At 67.4% G+C, this 19801-nt stretch carries 13 protein-coding genes; 5 read left to right on the forward strand and 8 right to left on the reverse strand.

What is annotated here, in order from left to right:
* Positions 1-63: 63 nt before the first annotated feature.
* Positions 64-1560, forward strand: coding sequence for a glycerol kinase GlpK (gene glpK, locus F1C10_RS01535; RefSeq protein ID WP_185208200.1), 1497 nt, complete (start codon positions 64-66; stop codon positions 1558-1560).
* A gap of 7 nt (positions 1561-1567) precedes the next feature.
* Here glpK and F1C10_RS01540 read toward each other — a convergent pair whose 3' ends face one another.
* The 7 genes from F1C10_RS01540 to F1C10_RS01570 form a co-directional block, all read right to left on the reverse strand.
* The gene (locus F1C10_RS01540) at positions 1568-2368 is read right to left on the reverse strand and encodes a triacylglycerol lipase (protein ID WP_185208202.1); all 801 of its coding nucleotides are present in this window, start codon (positions 2366-2368) and stop codon (positions 1568-1570) included.
* 66 nt (positions 2369-2434) lie between these two features.
* The gene (locus F1C10_RS01545) at positions 2435-2971 is read right to left on the reverse strand and encodes a GNAT family N-acetyltransferase (RefSeq protein ID WP_185208203.1); all 537 of its coding nucleotides are present in this window, start codon (positions 2969-2971) and stop codon (positions 2435-2437) included.
* Complete coding sequence (locus tag F1C10_RS01550) at positions 2968-4038, reverse strand: alpha/beta fold hydrolase (protein WP_258043013.1); 1071 nt, start codon at positions 4036-4038, stop codon at positions 2968-2970. Before F1C10_RS01550 ends, F1C10_RS01545 begins: the two co-directional genes overlap by 4 nt.
* Positions 4039-4050: 12 nt before the next feature.
* The gene (locus F1C10_RS01555; RefSeq protein ID WP_185208205.1) at positions 4051-4407 is read right to left on the reverse strand and encodes a poly(R)-hydroxyalkanoic acid synthase subunit PhaE; all 357 of its coding nucleotides are present in this window, start codon (positions 4405-4407) and stop codon (positions 4051-4053) included.
* Positions 4408-4444: 37 nt separating this feature from the next.
* The gene (locus F1C10_RS01560) at positions 4445-5899 is read right to left on the reverse strand and encodes an efflux transporter outer membrane subunit (RefSeq protein ID WP_185208207.1); all 1455 of its coding nucleotides are present in this window, start codon (positions 5897-5899) and stop codon (positions 4445-4447) included.
* Positions 5899-9075, reverse strand: a complete 3177-nt coding sequence (locus F1C10_RS01565; RefSeq protein ID WP_308458086.1) for a multidrug efflux RND transporter permease subunit — start codon at positions 9073-9075, stop codon at positions 5899-5901. Before F1C10_RS01565 ends, F1C10_RS01560 begins: the two co-directional genes overlap by 1 nt.
* Before the next feature lie 58 nt (positions 9076-9133).
* Positions 9134-10330 (reverse strand): efflux RND transporter periplasmic adaptor subunit, encoded by a 1197-nt coding sequence (locus tag F1C10_RS01570; RefSeq protein WP_185208210.1) that lies wholly within the window; start codon positions 10328-10330, stop codon positions 9134-9136.
* 356 nt (positions 10331-10686) lie between these two features.
* On the opposite strand from F1C10_RS01570, the gene F1C10_RS01575 reads away from it, so the two are divergent.
* From F1C10_RS01575 to F1C10_RS01585, 3 genes are all read left to right on the forward strand, one after another.
* Positions 10687-12858: an autotransporter assembly complex family protein gene (locus F1C10_RS01575; RefSeq protein ID WP_185208212.1), complete on the forward strand. Its 2172-nt coding sequence runs from the start codon at positions 10687-10689 to the stop codon at positions 12856-12858.
* The gene (locus F1C10_RS01580) at positions 12858-17069 is read left to right on the forward strand and encodes a translocation/assembly module TamB domain-containing protein (RefSeq protein WP_185208219.1); all 4212 of its coding nucleotides are present in this window, start codon (positions 12858-12860) and stop codon (positions 17067-17069) included. Before F1C10_RS01575 ends, F1C10_RS01580 begins: the two co-directional genes overlap by 1 nt.
* A 125-nt stretch (positions 17070-17194) precedes the next feature.
* Positions 17195-18673, forward strand: a complete 1479-nt coding sequence (locus F1C10_RS01585) for an NAD(P)/FAD-dependent oxidoreductase (protein ID WP_185208221.1) — start codon at positions 17195-17197, stop codon at positions 18671-18673.
* On the opposite strand, the gene F1C10_RS01590 is transcribed toward F1C10_RS01585, so the two are convergent.
* Positions 18670-19140 (reverse strand): DUF3429 domain-containing protein, encoded by a 471-nt coding sequence (locus F1C10_RS01590; protein ID WP_185208223.1) that lies wholly within the window; start codon positions 19138-19140, stop codon positions 18670-18672. The two genes, F1C10_RS01585 and F1C10_RS01590, sit on opposite strands and share 4 nt — an antisense overlap.
* Before the next feature lie 161 nt (positions 19141-19301).
* Between F1C10_RS01590 and F1C10_RS01595 the strand changes: the two genes are divergently transcribed.
* Entirely contained in the window at positions 19302-19787 is a 486-nt protein-coding gene (locus tag F1C10_RS01595) for an asparaginase domain-containing protein (protein WP_185208225.1), read from the forward strand.
* The last annotated feature ends 14 nt before the right edge of the window (positions 19788-19801 follow it).

A 19801-nucleotide genomic window follows, 5' to 3' on the forward strand; every position in this document is an offset into this window, starting at 1 on the left:
AAGGGTGTTGACGTTCGAGCGAAACAGGACAAGGCTCATTCGAACGTTCGTTTGGAGAGAGACGTGGGCGCGCATATTCTGGTGATCGATCAGGGGACCACCTCGACGCGCAGCGTGCTGTTTGACGATCAGGCGCGCCGCGTCGCCATCGGCCAAGTCGAATTTCCACAGCATTATCCGGCGCATGGCTGGGTAGAGCACGACGTCGAGGACATCTGGCGCGACACGCTGGCAACCGCGCGCGAGGCGATCGCGAAGAGCGGCGTCGCGGTAGCCGACGTGGCCGCGATCGGCATCACCAACCAGCGCGAGACGGCGGTGGTATGGGACCGTGCGACCGGCGAGGCGATCCACCGCGCGATCGTGTGGCAGGATCGACGCGGCGCCGCGCATTGCGCGCAGTTGCGCGCCAATGGAGCGGAGGAACTGATCCGCGCGCGCACCGGGCTGCTGATCGATCCGTATTTTTCCGCGACCAAGATCGCCTGGATCCTCGACAACGTCGCCGACGCCCGCGCGCGGGCCGAGCGCGGCGAGCTCGCGTTCGGGACGATCGACAGCTTCCTCCTTTGGCGCCTTACGGGCGGCAAGGTCCACGCGACCGACGTCACCAACGCCAGCCGAACAATGCTGTTCGACATCCATCGCGGCACGTGGGACGAGGAATTGTGCCGGCTGATCGGTGTCCCGCCCGCGATGCTGCCGGCGGTGCACGACAATGCGCACGTTTACGGCACCACCGATCCTGCCCTGTTCGGCGCGGCGATTCCGATCGCCGGGATCGCGGGCGATCAGCAGGCAGCGCTGTTCGGACAGGCGTGTTTCGATCGTGGCAGTGCCAAGTCCACTTACGGAACGGGCTGCTTCATGTTGCTCAACACCGGCGCGCAGGCGGTCGAATCGAAGCACCGCCTGCTCACCACGCCGGCGTATCGGCTGGCCGGCGAGACCACCTACGCGCTCGAAGGGTCGATCTTCGTCGCGGGCGCGGCAGTGAAGTGGCTACGCGACGGGATCGGCATCATCACCCATGCCAGCCAGACCAACGACATGGCGACCAAGGTCGAGAACAGCCACGGCGTCTACATGGTGCCTGCGTTCGTCGGGCTAGGCGCGCCGCATTGGGACCCGGACGCCCGCGGCTCGATCCATGGGCTGACGCTCGATACCACCGCCGCGCATCTCGCGCGCGCCGCGCTAGAGGCGGTTGCCTATCAGACGCTCGATCTCGCCGAGGCAATGGCGGCGGACGGGGGCAGCCGGCCGAAGATCCTGCGGGTCGACGGCGGGATGGCGGCGAACGACTGGCTGTGCCAGTTCCTCGCCGATCTCACCGATACCGCGGTCGAACGCCCACTCGATCTCGAAACGACCGCGCGCGGCGCGGCGTTCCATGCCGGGCTGGCCACCGGCTTGTGGTCGGGGCTCGACGCGTTGGCTGCGCTATGGGCGCGCGAGCAATGTTTCGAGCCGGTGATGACGGCGGAGGACCGCGCACCGCTCGTCGCCGGGTGGCGCAACGCGGTGCGACGGACGCTGAGCGATCAGGCGGCGGGCTGACGCGTCGTCAGGCGTGCCCGGCCGACGGGTAGAACATTGCTCGCACCAGGCCGTGACGGTTGAACGGCTTCCAATCGTCCTCGGGCTGCGCGAGCCGATCGGCGACCGCGTAGAGCACCGCGGGGTTGACGCCGAGCCCGCAATGGCTGCCGTGGACCTCGATATTGTCGCTGTTGCTCGCGAACGGCTCGACGCAATTCTGCCACGCGACGATGCCGTCCTCGCGGCTCCAGATCGCCGTCGACGGGACGGGCGGCGGCGTCGCGCTCTCGCGCAGCTGCTCGCGCGTGTGATTGTCGTCGATCCGTTGCCCGGTGAGCAGCTCGTACGCGCGCCACACGTTGGTCGCGCGCGGCGTGCCGGTGAACGGAGAGCCGAGCGAGATCACCTGCCGCACCGCCTCGGGTACGCGGCGGCTGACCATGCGCGCCATGACGCCGCCGAGGCTCCAGCCGACGAGGCTGACCTTCTTGCCGGTGAGTTCGTGCACGGCGTTGAGGCGATCGACCAGTTTCTCGCCCTGCAACCCGACCGCGCGGGGCCCGAGATTGCGGCCGAGGTCCCAGGTATGCGCGTCATAGCCCATGCGCGTCAGGTAGCGGCGCAGGACGGCGGTTGAGCGATCGGTAGTGGTGAAGCCGGGCAAGACAAGCACCGGATGCCCGTCGCCACGCGGCGCGGTGGCGAGCAGCGGTGCGGCCCACGGCAGCGAGCCGAACTCGGCCAGCGCGCGCGGCAATTCGGTGAGGGCGAGCACCGCCGACGGCGGCTTGACGTCGGTCGAGGTCGATGTGGCAGCAGAGGCCAAAGATATTCTCCTGGGATTTCCCACGTCGAACGCGCGGATGCTTATTAAGTTCGATCGCACCGCCGATCAGGAATCGAAACCATAGGCACGATGCTGTGCGGCGCTGCGTGAAATATCATAGGACAGGATCACGAGATCATGCGGCTGACCGGCACGATCGCGCACCTGATCCTTCAACAATGCTTCGCCGCGGAAGCCGAGGCTTTCGAACAGTGCGATCGCGCCGGTCTGGTCGGGCGTCATCGCCGCCGTTAGTTTGGCGAGCCCGCGCTCGGCGGCGATGCGCAACATCGCTTCGAGCAGGTCGCGCCCGAGGCCCTCGCCGCGCCGCTGCGCGGAGACCAGCAGCCGGATCTCGCCGACGTGCGCGGACCAGCCGAGCGGATCGCGGACCAGCGCGGCCGAGCCGATGATCGCGCCGTCATCCTCCGCGACTAGGCTGTCGATCCATTCCTCCGCGATCGCGCCGAGCCATGCGGCGATCACACGCGGGTGCTTCAGGTCCCGCCCAAGGAACAGCAGGTCGTGATCTGGTAGCGCGTCGGCGAAGCCAAGCATCGCCTCGCGATCGGCGATGCGAAAACGGCGGATGCGGTGCGTCATGTTGATCTTTCGGCAAGCCATGCGGCGAGCGCCGGCCACATCCGCTTGGCCGCATTGGGGCCGGCGACGAGGCTGACGTGCCCGCCCTTGAGGACGATCTCGCTCTTGTCCGCGGCGCCGATCATGCCGAGCAGCGGCTGCGACGCGGGACGCGGCACGATATGATCGTGCTCGGCGGCGAGGTGGAGGAACGGAACGGTGACGCGCGACAGATCGACGCGGCGCCCGCCGACGTCGAGCGTGCCGTGCAGCAGCGCATTGTCCCACATCAGCTGCTTGGTCGTCTGGCGGAAATACTCGCCGGCCAGCGGCAGCGTATCGGTGTTCCACCGTTCGAACATGCGGAACGACTTCACATATTCGTCGTCCCAGAGATTGTCGAACAGCCGCACGTTGCCCGCTGCGCGTGCGCCGGGGCGCAGCATGTCGAACGATGAATAGAGCATTTCGCCCGGCACGTTGCCGAACGTATCGACGAGGCGATCGACGTCGAAGAAGCGTTTGTCCGACCACGCCTGGAACATCTCCATCTGCGTGAAATCGACCGGCGTCGTGAAGGTGGCGAGATTGGCGAGTGGCCCATCGGCGTTGAGCGCGGCGTAGATCAGCGACAGGACGCCGCCGAAGCAATAGCCGACGACGCTGACGTCGGGCTCGCCCGTTTCCTCGGTGATCCGCTCGATCGCGCGAGGCAGGAAGCCGAGCGTGTAGCTCTCGAGCGTCAGCGATTTCTCGTGCGGACGCGGCGGCTCCCACTCGAGCATGAAGACGTCGAACCCGGCGCGCAGCAGGAATTCGACCATGCTCTGCCCGGGCACCATATCGAAGATGAAGCCGCGATTGGTCGTCGCCATCACCAGCAGCACAGGCACGCGATAGACGTCGTCGACCAGCGGGCGATAGTGGTTCAGCCGCATCGTGCCGTGCTCGATCAGCACGTCCTTCGGCGTCGCGCCGACGACGGGGGCGGGCGAGGTGAAATATTCGAGCCCCTTGATGTTGCGCGCCATCAGCCGCTCGAATTCGCGCGTGGCGGCGCCGATCGGATCCTCAGTGGTGTCGGGCAAGGCCGCGCGCGATCACTTCTGCGGCGCGACGGGCGGCTTGCGCCCGCGGGTCGGCCGTGGCTTGTCAGGATCGGACCGGGCGGTGCCGAGCTGCGCCTCGATCCGCGCGAGCGACGCTTCGATCGCCGCGATCCGCCCTGCCATCGCGTCGAAATCGCTACGCGTCGGCAGATTGGCCGCGGCGAGCGCCTTCTCGGTCATCTGCTGCATGTTGGCCTGCATCGTTGCGGTGGCGGCGGTGGCGGCGCCCATCGAGCGGCTGAACTCCTCCGATCGCATCGCCTCGCCGCCGAGGCTGTTCACCGTCTTCTCCCATTGGCCCAGCATATCGCGGAAAAAGGCTGCCGGATCGGGCGGGGTTCTCTCCATGACGGCCAAGCTTTCACGCCCGCCCGCGCCCGTCAAGTCATTGCTGCGGCGGTTGCTGCGCGGAAAGCACGGGCGTGCCGGCGGCGGTGTCGATCTGCGAATCGCCCCCTAGCGTGCGGTACAGCGTGACGAGATTGGTCGCGCGGATCAGCCGGGTCTGCACCAGCTGCTGCTGCGCGGCGTATAGCGAGCGCTGCGCGTCGAGGCTTGATAGGAAGGTGTCGATCCCACCGCGATAGCGCGCCTCAGTCAGCCGGTAGGTATCCGCGGCGGCGGCGGCGAACCGTTCGTTCGCGGCGAGTTCGTCGGTGATCGTGCCGCGCCGGGCGAGCGCGTCCGCCACCTCGCGGAACGCGGTCTGGATTGTGCCTTCGTACTGCGCGAGCGCAGCGCGTTGGAGGGCGGTCGCCTGCTCGACGCTCGCACGGCCGGCGCCGGCGCGGAAGATCGGGTAGTTGGCGGTCGCCGACGCGGACTTGGTCAGCGCATCGCCCGAGATCAGCGAGCCGAGCGCCTGGCTGGCGAAGCTGAACAGCCCGGTGAGCGAGATCGTCGGAAAGAGCGCGGCGCGTGCCGCGCCGATTTCGGCGTTGGTCGCGCGCAGCTCGTATTCCGACTGTACCACGTCAGGGCGCCGCAGCAGGATGCGGCTGTCGAGCCCGGCAGGCAGTTCGGCAACTGTCCGTGATGCTTCCTCGATCGAGGCGGGGAGGAGCGCGGGATCGACCGGGGCGCCGACGAGCAGCTGCAGCGCGTTGTTGTCCTGCGCCAGCGCAGTGCGCTGGCTGGCGATGTTACCCTCGGCGGTGGCCAGGATCTGTTCGGCCTGCCGCAGGTCGGTACGCGGCGCGACGCCGCCAGTCACGCGCGCGCGGGTGAGTGCGACCGAGCGACGCGCGATCGCGGCGGTATCCTCGGCGAGCTTCAGCAGCGTGCGATCGGCGGCATAGGTGAGCCACGCGCCCGCGACATCGCCGGTCAGCGTCAGCCGTGTCGCACGGGCGGCGGCTTCTTGCGAGAAATAGCGGTTGAGTGCGGCGTCGCTGAGCGAGCGAACGCGGCCGAACAGGTCTAGCTCGAACGCGTTCACCCCGACGCTGGCAGAATAGGTGGTGCCGCCGACCGCGAAATTGCCGCCCGCCGCGCCGCGGCCGATGTCACGCCGGTTGACCCCGCCGCCGGCGTCGATCTGCGGAAACAATTCGGCACGCTGGATGCGATATTGCGCGCGCGCGGCGGCGATGTTGGCGACGCTGGTGCGTAGATCGCGGTTGTTGGCGAGCGCCTGATCAATGATCCGCTGCAATCGGGTGTCGCGGAAGACGTCGCGATAGCTGACGCTGGGCAGCGCGGCCTCGCTCTGCCGCAGATACGCGTCGCCGACCGGCCAGGAGGGCGGGACGGGGAGGGCAGGCTGGACGTATTTCGGCGCCATGCTGCACGCGCCGAGCGCCAGCGTGCCGGCGAGCAGGATCGGGCGAAGCGCGCGCATCACGATTGCTCCAGCGTTGGCGGCGCGTAGGGCGGTTCGCGATTCTCCGCCGGCGGATGGAAGCCCGGTTCGCGACCGCGCAGCTTGGCCATGCCGTCGCGGAAGCCGCGGCGGACGAGGACGAAGAACAGCGGGATGTAGAAGATCGCCAGTACCGTCGCGGTCAGCATCCCGCCGATCACCGCGGTGCCGATCGCGATGCGACTGTTGGCGCCCGCGCCGGTCGAGATCGCGAGCGGTAGCACGCCGAAGATGAAGGCCAGGCTGGTCATCAGGATCGGGCGCAGCCGGATGCGTGCGGCGGTGAGCGCGGCATCGATGACGCGCGCGCCCTTCTTCTCCTCCTGCTCGGCAAATTCGATCATCAGGATCGCGTTCTTCGCCGCGAGCCCCATCGTCGTCAGCAGGCCGATCTGGAGATAGACGTCGTTGGTCAGCCCGCGCAGCGTGACGAACAGGATCGCGCCGATCAGCCCGGTCGGAATGACGAGCAGCACCGCAAGCGGGATCGACCAGCTCTCGTACAGCGCGGCGAGGCACAGGAAGACGACGATGATCGACAGGCCATAGAGCAGCGGCGCCTGCCCCGACGACAATCGTTCCTGATAGGAGATGCCGGCCCAGGCAATACTGGTCCCGGGGATCTGCCGGGCGAGCTCCTCGATCCGGTCCATCGCATCGCCCGAGCTGCCGCCCGCACTCTGCCCCTGGAATTCGAACGATTCGATGCCGTTGAAGCGCGACACGGTGGTCGGTGCCTGCGACCAGGCGGTCGTCGCGAAGCTCGAGAAGGGCGCCATCTGGCCGTTCGAGCCGCGGACGAACCATTGGTAGAGATCGTCAGGTTCGGCGCGATACGGCGCGTCGCCCTGGACGTAGACCCGCTTCACGCGGCCGCGATCGACGAAATCGTTGACGTAGCGCCCGCCCCACGCGGTCGAGAGGGTCGTGTTGACGTCGGTCTGGGCGATCCCGAGCGCCGCGATCCGCTGGGGATCGGTCTTCACCTGCAACGTTCCGATATCCGGCAGTTCGGACAGGCGCACGCCGGTCAGTTGCGCGTCACCGTTGGCGAGCCCGAGCAGCTTGTCGCGCGCAGCGGCGAATTCCTGTTTGCTGAGCCCGCCGGTGTTCTGCAGCTCCATCGTGAAGCCTTCGGACTGGCCGAGACCGCGGATCGCCGGCGGGACGAGGGCGAATACCTGTCCATCGCGCAGCACGCGGAGCGCCGCGGCGGCGCGGGCGACGATCGCGTCGGCCGTATTTTCCTTGCCCTTGCGTTGCGCCCAGTCGGTCAGCGCAATGAAGCCCTGGCCGGTGTTCTGCCCCGATGCGCCGCCGCCGCCACCGCCCGCGACGGTGAACATCACCTTGACGTTCTTCTTCTCGTATTTCTGAAAATACGCCTCGATCTCGCGCTGGATCTGCGTCGTACGCCCTTGCGTCGCGCCGGCAGGCAGGCGGAACTGGACGATCGCGCCGCCCTGATCCTCGGTCGGGAGGAAGCCCGTCGGCAGGCGAAGGAACAGCACGGCGAGCAATGCGACGACGCCGAGGTAGATGACGAGGAACAGCCACTTGCGATCTATCACGCGCTTCACGGCGTTGACGTAGCGCTCCGTGCCGCGCTCGAAGCTGGTGTTGAACCAGTCGCGTGCGCCGTGAACCTTCTGCGCCACGCGCGGGAAGCGGCGTTCAACCCAGCCGCCCTGCTGCTGATCCTTGTCGTGCCGCTGTTTGAGGAGGTGCGCGGTTAGTGCGGGCGAGAGAATGATCGCGACGGCGACCGACAGGATCATCGCCGAGATGATTGTCAGCGAGAACTGACGATAGATGACGCCCGTCGATCCGCCGAAGAACGCCATCGGAAGGAACACCGCAGACAGGACCAGCGCGATCGCAACGAGCGCAACGGTGATCTCGTTCATCGATTCGATCGTCGCCTCGCGCGGCGTCATGTCGGGGTTTTCTTCGAGCAGCCGTTCGACGTTCTCCACGACGACGATCGCATCATCGACGAGCAGGCCGATCGCGAGCACGAGACCGAACAACGTCAGCGTGTTGATCGAGAAGCCGGCGAGATAGAAGACCGCGAACGTGCCGAGCAGAACCACGGGAACCGCGATTGTCGGGATCAATGTCGCGCGCCAGCTCTGCAGGAAGACGAACATGACGATGACGACGAGGATCACCGCCTCGATCAGCGTCTTCACCACCTCTTCGATCGACAGCTTGATGAAGTCGGTCGAATCGCTCGAATAGGCGACCTTCATGTTGGGCGGATACGTCTTGGCAACGCGCGCGATCTCGTTCTTGACGAGCTCCGCGGTCTCCAGCGCGTCGGCGCCGGGCGCCAGCAGCACCGCGATGCCGGCGCCGGGATGGCCGTTGATCCGGCTCACCGCATTGTAATTCTCCGAGCCAAGCTCGACCCGCCCGATATCGCCCACGCGCACCGTCGCACCCGACGGCAGCGTCTTCAGGATGATCTCGCGGAACTGCTGCGGCGTCGACAGACGCGACTGCGCGGTAACCGTGGCGTTGAGCATCTGCTCCGACGGCATCGGCTGGCCACCGAGCTCGCCGGCGGCGACTTCGGTATTCTGCGTCTGGATCGCGGATATGACGTCGTTCGGGATCAGCTGAAAGCTCGCGAGCTTGGCCGGATCGAGCCAGATGCGCATGGCATATTGCGAACCGAAGACGTTGGTATCGCCGACGCCTTTGGTGCGGCCGAGCGGATCCTGCAGCGTCGAGACCATCAGGTCGGACACGTCGCGGTTCGTCATCTTGTCGGTCGTGTCGTACACGCCGGCGATCAGCAGGAAATCCGGGTTCGACTTGCGGACGACGACGCCCTGCTGCTGCACCTGCGTCGGCAGGCGGGTGAGCGCCTGCTGTATCTGGTTCTGCACCTGGACCTGCGCGATATCGGGATCGGTGCCCTTCTCGAACGTCGCGGTAATCGAGACTGACCCACGCGAGGTGGACGAGGACGCGAAGTAGAGCAGCCCGTCGATCCCGGTCAGCTGCTGCTCGAGGATCTGGGTGACCGAATTCTCGATCGTCTCGGCATTGGCGCCGGGATAGGTCGCGCGGATCGATACCTGCGGCGGGGCGACGTCGGGATATTGTGCGATCGGCAGCGCGAGGATCGCGCCAACGCCCGCCATCATCACGATGATCGCGAGCACCCAGGCGAAAATGGGCCGGTCGATGAAAATGCGTGACACGTCAGCCCTTGCCCTTGGCCTTCTGCTGCTGCTCGAGCTGTTCGGGCGACGGCGGTTTGGGTTGTTGCGGCGTGCCGGCGGGCACCGCCTTGATCTCGGCGCCCGGCCGCAGCGTGCTGATGCCCTGCGTGATCACCTTCTCGCCCGCGCGCAGCCCGCCGGTAACGACCCAATTCTGCCCTTCGGCGCGATCGGCCTTCACCGTGCGCTGCACGGCCTTGTTGCCGTTGACGATCCACACCGTGGCATTGCCCTGCGGATCGCGCGACACGGCGGCCTGGGGGACGAGGATGGCGTTGGCGGTGATTGCCTGCGCGAACACCGCGCGCACGAACATGCCGGGCAGCAACAGCCCCTGCGGATTGGGGAAGCGGGCGCGCAGCGTGACGGTGCCCGTTTGCTGATCGACGACGACTTCGGCGAATTCGACCGTCCCGGTCTGGCCGTAATCGCTGCCGTCCTCCAGTTTCAGCCGCACCGTGGCGTTGGCGGGAAGGACGCCGCCGGTCGCCAGCGCACGGCGCAGCTGCAGGATCGACGCGGCCGATTGCTGGATGTCGACGTAGATCGGATCGAGCTGCTGGATCGTCGTCAGCGGATCGGCCTGGCTGGTTGTGACCAGCGCGCCGACGGTGAACAGCGATCGCCCGATCCGGCCGCTGATCGGCGCGGGTACGGTGGTAAAGCGCAGGTTGATCCGCGCGGTTTCGAGCTGCGCGCGGTTCTGCGCGATCGTCGCCTCGGCCTGCCGCTGCGTTGCGACGGCGTCGGTATAGTCCTGCTTGCTCACCGCCTCGATCGCGGCGAGCGGGCGGAAGCGGTCTGCGCGGATGCGCGCCGCTTCGGCGGTCGCGCGCGCACTGGCGACGTTGGCGGACGCTTCGTTGGCGGCGGCGCGATAGAGACTGGGATCGATCTGATAGAGCGGCTGGCCCTGGCGGACGATCGTGCCTTCGGTGAAGAAGCGGCGCTGGATCACGCCCGTCACCTGCGGGCGGACCTCCGAGCTGCGGTAGGCAAAGGTACGACCGGCGAGCTCGGTGACGAGCGGCACCTGCGTCGGCCGCGTCACAACATAACCGACCTGGACAGGACCGCCGCCGCGACCCTTCTCCTGCGCGCCCTGCGATCCGCCGCTGCACGCCGCGAGTGCCAGCGCGCCGAGCGCCGCCAGCTGCCGTCCGTTAATCACCTGCATCAATCCGTTATGCTTCCGCGTCCTAGGCCGCAGCAACCGATCTCCATCGCCAAGGGAAAGCAAGGGGAATGCATCGATGATTGGTCTCCGAACGGGAGGATAAGCGCCTCGGGCCGGGAAGCCGCGAATTGAAGCAGCGTAACCGTATTCGTTCGGCACGACCAGCCCAAGTGCGACAGAATGATTGCCGCAACCGAATGAAACCATTCGCACATTGAGGCGTTGCGGTTGTGGCGGGTAATAAAAAATACGACGATTTGCGGGTGGAAAAGGGGCGTTTGGTGGGGTTCAATTCGGGGTGTCATCGCTGGTTGGCTGTTGCGTTGGTCACGGCCGCGGCACCGGCAACCGCGCAAATGGCGAAGCCGGGTACGGCACCGGCGACTGGGCCTGACGCACCGAAAGCCACGACGCCGGGTGGCGCGAACGGCACCGTCTCGACGAGCCAAGTTGGTCAGCCGTCTGTACCCGCTGATCCCACAGACAATGTCATCGTTCCCGATGCGGAATTCAATGCGGCGTTGCCTCCGTTGTCGAGCGATCTCAACGCGCCGCTCGAGCCGATGCCGCGGGCTGACGTCGAAGCACCGACCACTGCGGCCCCTGCCATTACGCCTGCGCCAATCGTACCCGCGGGTACGCTGCCACCGCCTGCCGTCGTCGACGCCGAACTCGCCCAGCCGCTCAACCCGCTGTCCACTGCGGATACCGTGCCGCTGCAGACGGTGGCTGATATCAAGGACGCCGACGCGCCCGAGATCCGTTACGAAACGGTGGTTCGCGGGCTCGAACCGCTCGGTCTCGACGACGAGTTCAAGTCGCTCTCGGCGCTGCGCGAAGGCCATGGAAAGGCTGGCAACGCGACGCAGGTCAATGCCCGTGCGAAGGAGGACGAGGGGCTCGCCGTTCGTCTGATGAAGTCGCTCGGCTATTACGACGGCGTCGCGGTGTCGACACTGGAGAACGTACCGGGCGAGCCGGCGAAGCTGCGCGCGATCGTTACCGCGACGCCGGGCCGGCTCTACAAACTCGACCAGATCACCGTGAACGCCGGCCCGACCGTGCCGCCCAACCTCGTGCGTGAGCAATTGCCGCTGAAGACCGGCGATCCGATCGAAGCGGCGCGCATCCAAGGCGCGGAGGCGAATGTCAGCCTCATCCTGCCGCAGAGGGGCTATCCCTTCGTCAAGGTGGGGGAGCGCGACATCCTTCTCGACGACGAGACGGTGACGGGCGATTATACGCTACCGGTCGACACCGGCCCGCGCTCGTCGTTCGGCGTGCTTCGGCCGGAGGGCGATGCGGTGTTCGACGTCGAGCACCTCAACGTCTTTCCGCGCTTCAAGCAAGGCGACCTGTTCGACACTCGCAAGCGCGACGATCTGCGCGAGGCGCTGGTCGCGACCGGCCTGTTCGACACGCTGGCGGTCGAGCCGGTACGCACCGGGCAGCCTGGGCCCGACGGAACCGAGCAGGTCGACCTCGTCGTCCGCCAGAGCAAGGGGCCGTGGCGCAGCCTCGCCGGCAGCGCGGGCTATGGGACGGGTGAGGGCGTCAAGGTCGAGGGCAGTTGGACGCACCGCAACCTCTTCCCGCCCGAGGGCGCGCTGGTCCTGACCGCGATCGGCGGCACGCAGCAGCAGGGCGCCTCGGCCACCTTCCGCCGGCAGAATGCGGGCAAGCGCGACCGCTCCTTCTCCGCGGGCGTCGCGGCCAACCATTCCAACTATGACGCGTTCGATGCCTTTACCGGCACCGCATTCGTGCGCTGGGCGTATGATTCGACGCCGATCTGGCAGAAGCGCTTCACCTATGCGTTCGGTGCCGAACTGACCGGCACCAACGAGAGTGTCTTCGATTTCACCCGCAACGAGCGCGTGCGCCGGACCTACGGCATCGCCGCCATCCCGGCGCAGGCGGTGTGGGACACGTCGGACGACCTGCTCAACCCGACCAAGGGCTATCGCCTCAAGCTCAACCTAAGTCCCGAGACGTCGGTACAGGGTTCGGTCCGCCCCTATGCGCGCACGATGATCGAGGGCACGGTCTATTATCCCGTCAGCGACAGCCTGGTGATCGCCGGCCGCGCACGCGCGGGATCGATCTTCGGCATCGACCGCGACGATATCGCGCCGTCGCGCCGCTACTACGGTGGCGGCGGCGGATCGGTACGCGGCTACGGCTTCCAGCGCCTCGGGCCGTTCGAGCCTGTATCGTCGCTCGTCCCTAACGAGGATGGCGAGATCGACATCGGCGATCTGCGCCCGGTCGGCGGGCGCAGCATCAACGAATTCGCGCTCGAGGCGCGCTACCGCTTCGGCAATTTCGGCATCGTGCCCTTTATCGATGCCGGCAACGCCTATGAGAGCACCTTTCCCAAGGCGTCCGACCTACGCTTCGGCGCGGGCGTCGGCGGTCGCTTCTACACCAACTTCGGGCCGATGCGCGTCGACCTGGCGACGCCGCTGAACCCACGCCCGGGAGACGGCAAGATCGCGCTCTACGTCTCGATCGGGCAGGCATTCTGATGCCCGAGGACAACGTCACCACCGATACCGTCGCCGTGCACCGCCCGCTGTGGCTACGCATCCTGAAGTGGATCGGCGTGGCAATCGCCGCGCTGCTCGTCCTGCTGCTGGTAATCGTGTTCGGCATCAACACCGATCCCGGTCGGCGCCTGGTGGCCGACCAGCTCGGCGGATATACCACCGCGGGCGGGCTCAACATCAAGGTTGGGCGGATCGACGGGTCGCTCTACGGGCGCATGGTGCTGAGCGACGTGCGCGTCAGCGATCCCAAAGGCGTGTTCATCTCCTCGCCGCGGCTCGACGTCGATTGGCGACCGTTCGCCTTCGTCAACAATCACGTCAACGTGCGGAGCCTGGAAAGCCAGCTCGTCACGATGACGCGCAACCCGGAATTCATTCCGCAGCCGAGCGATCCCGACGCACCGCTGCTGCCCGATCTCGACATCGATATCGACCGGCTGCGCGTCGCGCGCTTCGTGATGGAAGCGCCCGTTGCGGGCCAGCGGCATATCGCGCGGCTCGACGGCGCGGCGCATATCGCCGATCGGCGCGCGCAGCTGACGGTCGATGCCGCCGCCCTGCGCGCGCCCGGCGTCGCCGGCGGCGACACGCTCCGGCTCAAGCTCGACGCCGTACCCGACGACGACAAGCTCGATCTCGACGCGCGGCTGTTCGCACCGGCGGGCGGTCTCGTCGCGGCAATCGCGGGCACCAAGGCGCCGCTGACGGCGACGATCGGCGGGCAGGGGAGCTGGGCGGCATGGCGTGGCAAGGCCGTGGCGACGCTGGGCGGCGGGCAGTTCGCCGACCTCGACCTGTCGGCACGCGACGGACATATCGAGATCCGCGGGACGACGCAGCCCGGCCTCTATCTCGAAGGGCCGGTCGAACGGCTTACCGCGCCGCGGCTCGACGTCGCGATCGACACGACGCTCGCCGAGCGCCGCGCCGACACGCGGATCAAGCTCGCCTCGAGCGCGCTGGCGGTCGACGCCGGCGGGATCATCGATCTGGCGAAAAGCCGCTTCGGCAATTTCGCGGTCGACGCGAAGCTGCTGACGCCCGGCGCGATCGCGCCCAACCTGCGCGGGCGCGACGTGCTCGCGCGGATGGTGCTGAACGGCGCGTTCGCGACGCCGACGGTGGATTACAAGGTGCGCGCGACGACGCTCGGCTTCGCCGAAACGACGGTCGAAAACCTCTATGCTGAGGGGCTCGCTCGGGTCGACAGCGCGCGTATCCTGGTGCCGGTGCACGCCCGCGCGCGGCGCATCAGCGGGCTCAATCCCGCGCTCGGCGGTCTCACGACCAACGTGCGGATCGACGGCGACCTAGCGATCGACATGCCGACGATCCTGTCGGACAATCTGCGCATCTGGTCCGACACGATCGATGCGACCGCGATCATCGCCGCCAACATGGAGACGGGGCGCTACACCGGTGCGCTGAAGGGCCGCGTCAACAATTTCCGCGTCGAAAGCGTCGGTATCGTCAATTTGACGACCGACGCGAAGCTCGTCAGCACCCCCAACGGCGGCTTCGGCATCGTCGGCCGCGTCGCGGTGCAGACGCGCGAGATCTTCAACGACGGCGTGCGCAGCTTCCTCGGCGGCAACGCGGTGGCGGCGGCGAACCTCGGCTACGACACCAACGGCATCGTCACCTTTCGCGACGTGCGGCTCAACGCGCCGGCCTTCCGCGTGACGCGGGGCAGTGGGCGTTACGATCTCAACAGCGGTGCTGTGCTGGTCGACGCCGATGCCTATTCGGCGCAATATGGGCCATTGTTCGCACTAGTGACGGGCAGCGCCGCCGCCCCGGTGGTGACGCTGCGCGCACCGCGGCCGGGCGTCGGCGTCGGGCTCGCCGATCTCAACGCACGGATTGTCGGGCGCGGCGGCGCTTATGCCGTGACGGCGACGGGAAACACGACCTACGGCCCCTTCAACGCCGACGTGCTCGTCCGGCCGGGGGCTCAGCTGACGGTCGATCTCAACCGCGTGATCTTTGCCGGCGTCAATTTCACCGGGCGCGTCGTCCAGACCGCCGCAGGGCCGTTCGCCGGGCGCGTGCAATTCGCCGGATCGGGGCTGTCGGGCGCGATGCGGCTCGCGGCGCAGGGCCGCTACCAACGCGCCGATGTCGACGCGCGCGCCTATGCCGCACAGATCCCGGGGCAGGTCGATTTCGTCATCGGCCGAGCGATCGTGAAGGCCAGCATCGTGCTCTACGATACGCCGCAGGTGATCGCCGACGCGCAGGTCGCCGACCTGCGCTACGGCCCTACGGTGATCCAAACCGGGCGGGTGAAGGTGAACTATGCCGGCGGGCGCGGCACCGCGCAGGCGTTGTTCACCGGATCGAACAGCGTGCCGTTCCGCCTCGCCGCCAACGCACGACTGTCGCCGAACGACTATCTCGTCGCGCTGCAGGGCCAGACGAACGGCATCAACTTCCAAACCGGCAATCCGGCGCGGATCGTCGCCACCGGCGGGACGTACCGCCTGTCGCCGACGCAGATCGTGTTCGATCAGGGCCGCGCGCGCGTTGCCGGCAGCTACGGCAACGGGATCAACGCGCAGCTGCGGCTCGACAGCCTCGACCTGTCGATCGCCAACGCGCTGGTGCCCAACCTCGGGCTTGGTGGGCGCGCGACGGGCAGCCTCGATTTCGTCCAGGCGAACGCCAACGCTTTCCCGCAGGCGGACGCGCGCGTCGCGATCAGCAACTTCACGCGGTCGAGCCTTGCCGCGGTGTCGGAGCCGGTCGACGTTGTGTTCGCCGGGCGCCTGGTGGCGAGCGGCGCGGAGGCGCGCGCGCTCGTCAAGCGCGGGCCGACGACGGTGGGCCGGATGCAGGCGTTCCTGCGTCCGCTCGGCAGCGGCGGTTCGTGGGCCTCGCGGCTGATGGCGGCGCCGCTTAGCGGCGGCATCCGCTACAACGGGCAGTCGGGTGTGCTGTTCAGCTTCGCCGGTCTTGCCGAGCAGCAATTGTCCGGGCCTATTGCGGTCGCGGCCGATTTCGGCGGACGGGTGACCGATCCGCGGCTCAACGGCGTGATCCGCGCCGATGCGCTGACCTACGACAACGAAACCTACGGCACGCGTCTGTCGCAGATGGCGATCCGCGCACGCTTCACCAACGATCGCCTGCAGATCGACAGCGTGCGCGCGCGTGCCGGCCGCGGCACCGTGCAGGCGCAGGGCTATGTCAGCCTCGCCGCCGATCAGGGCTATCCAATGCAGATCGACGCGCAGCTCGACGACGCGCAGCTCGCCAAGTCCGACGCGCTCGGCGCGACGGCGAGCGGCACCGTGTCGATCACCAACGGGCGTAATGGCGGGCTGATCAAGGCGGACATCACGGTGCCCGAGGCGCGCTACCAGATAATCCGCCAGGGATCGGCCGAGGTCCCCGAACTGACCGGCGTTCGGCGCAAGCGCGACACCCGCCCGGCGCGGATTACCGACCGGCCCGCGCCTGCTTCGCCGCCGGGGCTGTTCCGCCTCGACATGCGCGTGCGTGCCGACAATCGCCTGTTCGTCTCCGGCATGGGGCTGGAGAGCGAGTGGGAGATGGACCTGCGCGTCGGCGGCACGTCCGCGGCGCCCGTGATCACCGGCGGGCTTGATCTGGTGCGCGGTACCTATTCGTTCGCCGGCAAGCGCTTCGAGGTCGAGCGTGGCCGCGTGCGTTTCCGCGGCGGAGCGCTGACCGATCCCGATATCGATATCCGCGCGACGACGACGAACGACAACGTGACCTTCGTCATCGCCATCACGGGGACGGGGCAGCGGCCGCAGATCGCCTTCACCTCAACCCCGGCGCTGCCGCAGGATGAGGTGCTGAGCCGGCTGCTGTTCGGCACCAATCCGGAGAATTTGTCCGCGACCGAGGCGATCCAGCTGGCGGCGGCGCTCAACTCGCTGCGCGGTTCGGGGGGTGGACTCAATCCGCTTGGCAAGCTGCGCTCGGCCACCGGCTTCGACCGGCTGCGGATCTTGGGCGCGGACGAGGCGAGCGGGCGCGGCAGTGCGCTGGCGGCAGGCAAGTATCTGACCGACGACATCTACGTCGAGATCGTCACCGACGCGCGTGGCTTCACCGCGACGCAGCTGACGATCGCGCTGACCAAGTCGCTGAGCTTGTTGACGCAGGCCGGCTCGTTCGGCGGCTCGAACGCGCAACTGCGTTATTCGAAGGACTATTGATCGCGTGCCGCACTCCCCTGGCGGGGGCGGGCGGCACCGGACAGGCAATTTACATCGCGGTAAGTTAGGTCCTTTTCCGCAACCGGTCGTTGGGCTAGGGTTGCGACAGGAAGAGGATCCCGCGCATGAACGAGCACGTCGACGTCATCATCGTAGGCGCCGGGCTGTCCGGCATCGGCGCGGCGCATCATCTGCAGCAGCGCTGTCCCGATCGCAGCTACCTGATCCTCGAGGCTCGGCAGGCGATGGGCGGCACGTGGGACCTGTTCCGCTATCCGGGGATCCGATCGGATAGCGACATGCACACGCTGGGTTACAATTTCCGCCCGTGGACCAAGGCGAAGTCGATCGCCGACGGCCCGTCGATCCGCGAATATATCGAGGATACGGCGCGCGACGGCGGGATCGATCGCCACATCCGCTTCGGCCACAAGGTGACGGCGATCGAATGGTCGACCCCCGATGCGCACTGGACGGTGACGACGCAGGGGCCGGACGGCACGGCGACTTTCACGTGCAACTTCCTGCACATGTGTTCGGGATATTACGATTACGATCGCGGGCACACGCCGCATTTCGCGGGACAGGAGAGCTTCGCCGGCCGCATCGTTCATCCGCAGCACTGGCCGCAGGACCTCGATTATGCCGGCAAGCGCGTGGTGGTGATTGGCAGCGGCGCAACGGCGGTGACGCTGGTGCCCGAAATGGCGAAGCAGGCGGCGAGCGTCACGATGCTCCAGCGCTCGCCGACCTATGTCGTCTCACGCCCCGGCGAGGACGCGCTCGCAAACTGGCTGCGCCGCAAGCTGCCCGGCAAGACCGCCTATGGCATGACGCGGTGGAAGAACGTGCTGATGGGCATGGTGTTCTATCGCATGACGCGCAAGCAGCCGGAGAAGGTGAAGCAGAAGCTGCTCGACGGGGTGCGCGAGCATCTCGGCCCCGATTATGACGTCGCAACGCACTTCACGCCGCGCTACAACCCGTGGGACCAGCGGCTGTGCCTGGTGCCGGATGCCGACCTGTTCGACACGATCAGGGCGGGGCGCGCCGATGTCGTCACTGACACGATCGAGCGCTTCACTCCGGCAGGCATCCTGCTCACATCTGGCCGCGAGCTTCCCGCCGACGTTATCGTCACCGCGACGGGGCTCGAGGTGAAGCTGCTCAGCGGGATCACGCCGGTGGTCGACGGTGTTGCAAAGGAACTCGGCGAGGCGCTGCAATATAAGGGGATGATGTTCTCCGACGTGCCCAACCTCGCCTTCACCTTCGGCTACACCAATGCGTCGTGGACGCTGAAGGCCGATCTGGTGGCGATGTACCTGTGCCGTATCCTCAACGTGATGAAGAAGCGCGGGCTGCGCCAGGCAACGCCGCGCATCGGCGGCGACGCGATCACGCCCGAACCGTTCGTCGATTTCAGCTCGGGCTATATTCAGCGCGTCGCGGATCAGCTGCCCAAGCAGGGCAACCGCAAACCGTGGAAGCTCAACCAGAATTACGCGCTCGACGTGATGGCGCTGCGCTTCGGATCGGTCGAGGACAGTATGGAATTCTCCAACCCGGCGCCGAAACCCGCGAAGCAGCGCGTCGCGGCCTAGCCCGCGAGCGCCGGCGGCGGTAGCAGCGCGAGGGCGAGCGTGCAGAGGCCGAGGCTGAAGGAAAGGATCAGCCGCAGCTGCAGCCAGCCGGCGGCCGGCGGCGCGGCAATGCGCGTGAGCGCCCGATCGGCCACAGGGCTGAGCAGCAGGCAGACTCCCAGCACGACGAGTGACGGGCCCGGCCAGGCAAGCCCCTGGAACCACGGCAACAATGCGCCCCAGGCGACGAGGCTCGGGGTGACGGCAAGCAGGTAGTGCCACCACCGCCGATCGCCGGCACGCAGCGCGTCCGCCCACCAGATGCCGCCGAGGAACGACAGGATGATCGCGGCGTAGAAGCATCCCGCCGCATTCGCCGCCCAGCGCGCTGCGGGATCGACAACGCCCGACACGACGCACGCGGCCTGCGGCAGGATACCCGCAAGCCCGAGGACGACGACGGGGCGGGGCAGCGAGCGAAGCGACATCATCGGTCCTGACGAATACGTATCGGACCCGAACGCCGGGGGCGATCAACGGGTTGCCGCGCCTGCCGGTCGCGGTGCGGCGAGGTGCCGGCTCTTTCCGCTCCAGTTTCGTCACGCACGGCGCTAAGGCGCGTCGCTTGCCAGCCGAAGGAGCGCGATACGTGAACCAGATCCTGATCCTCACCACCGGCGGGACGATCGACAAACTCTATTTCGATGCGCTCAGCACCTATCAGATCGGCGAGAGCGTGGTCGATCGGATGCTGGCGACGGCGCGGGTGACGCTGCCGTACCGCCGCGTCGAACTGATGCGCAAAGACAGCCTCGAACTCACCGATGCGGATCGCGCCATGATCGCGGCGGCGATCGCCGATGCGCCCGAGCAGCGCATCGTCGTCACGCACGGCACCGATACGATGGCGCAGACGGCGCAGGCGCTACGCGGCATCGCGGGCAAGACGGTGGTGCTGGTCGGTGCGCTTTCGCCGGCGCGCTTCGCGGAGAGCGATGCGACGTTCAACCTTGGCATGGCGTTCGCCGCGGCGCAGGTAGCGCCGGCGGGCGTGTGGATCGCGATGAACGGCACGTTGTTCGACGGCCAGCACGTGCGTAAGGATCGCACGGTCAACGCCTTCGTCGCGGATTGATCACTGAATGGCGC

It is taken from the genome of Sphingomonas sp. NBWT7 (assembly GCF_014217605.1).
Taxonomy (GTDB): domain Bacteria; phylum Pseudomonadota; class Alphaproteobacteria; order Sphingomonadales; family Sphingomonadaceae; genus Sphingomonas.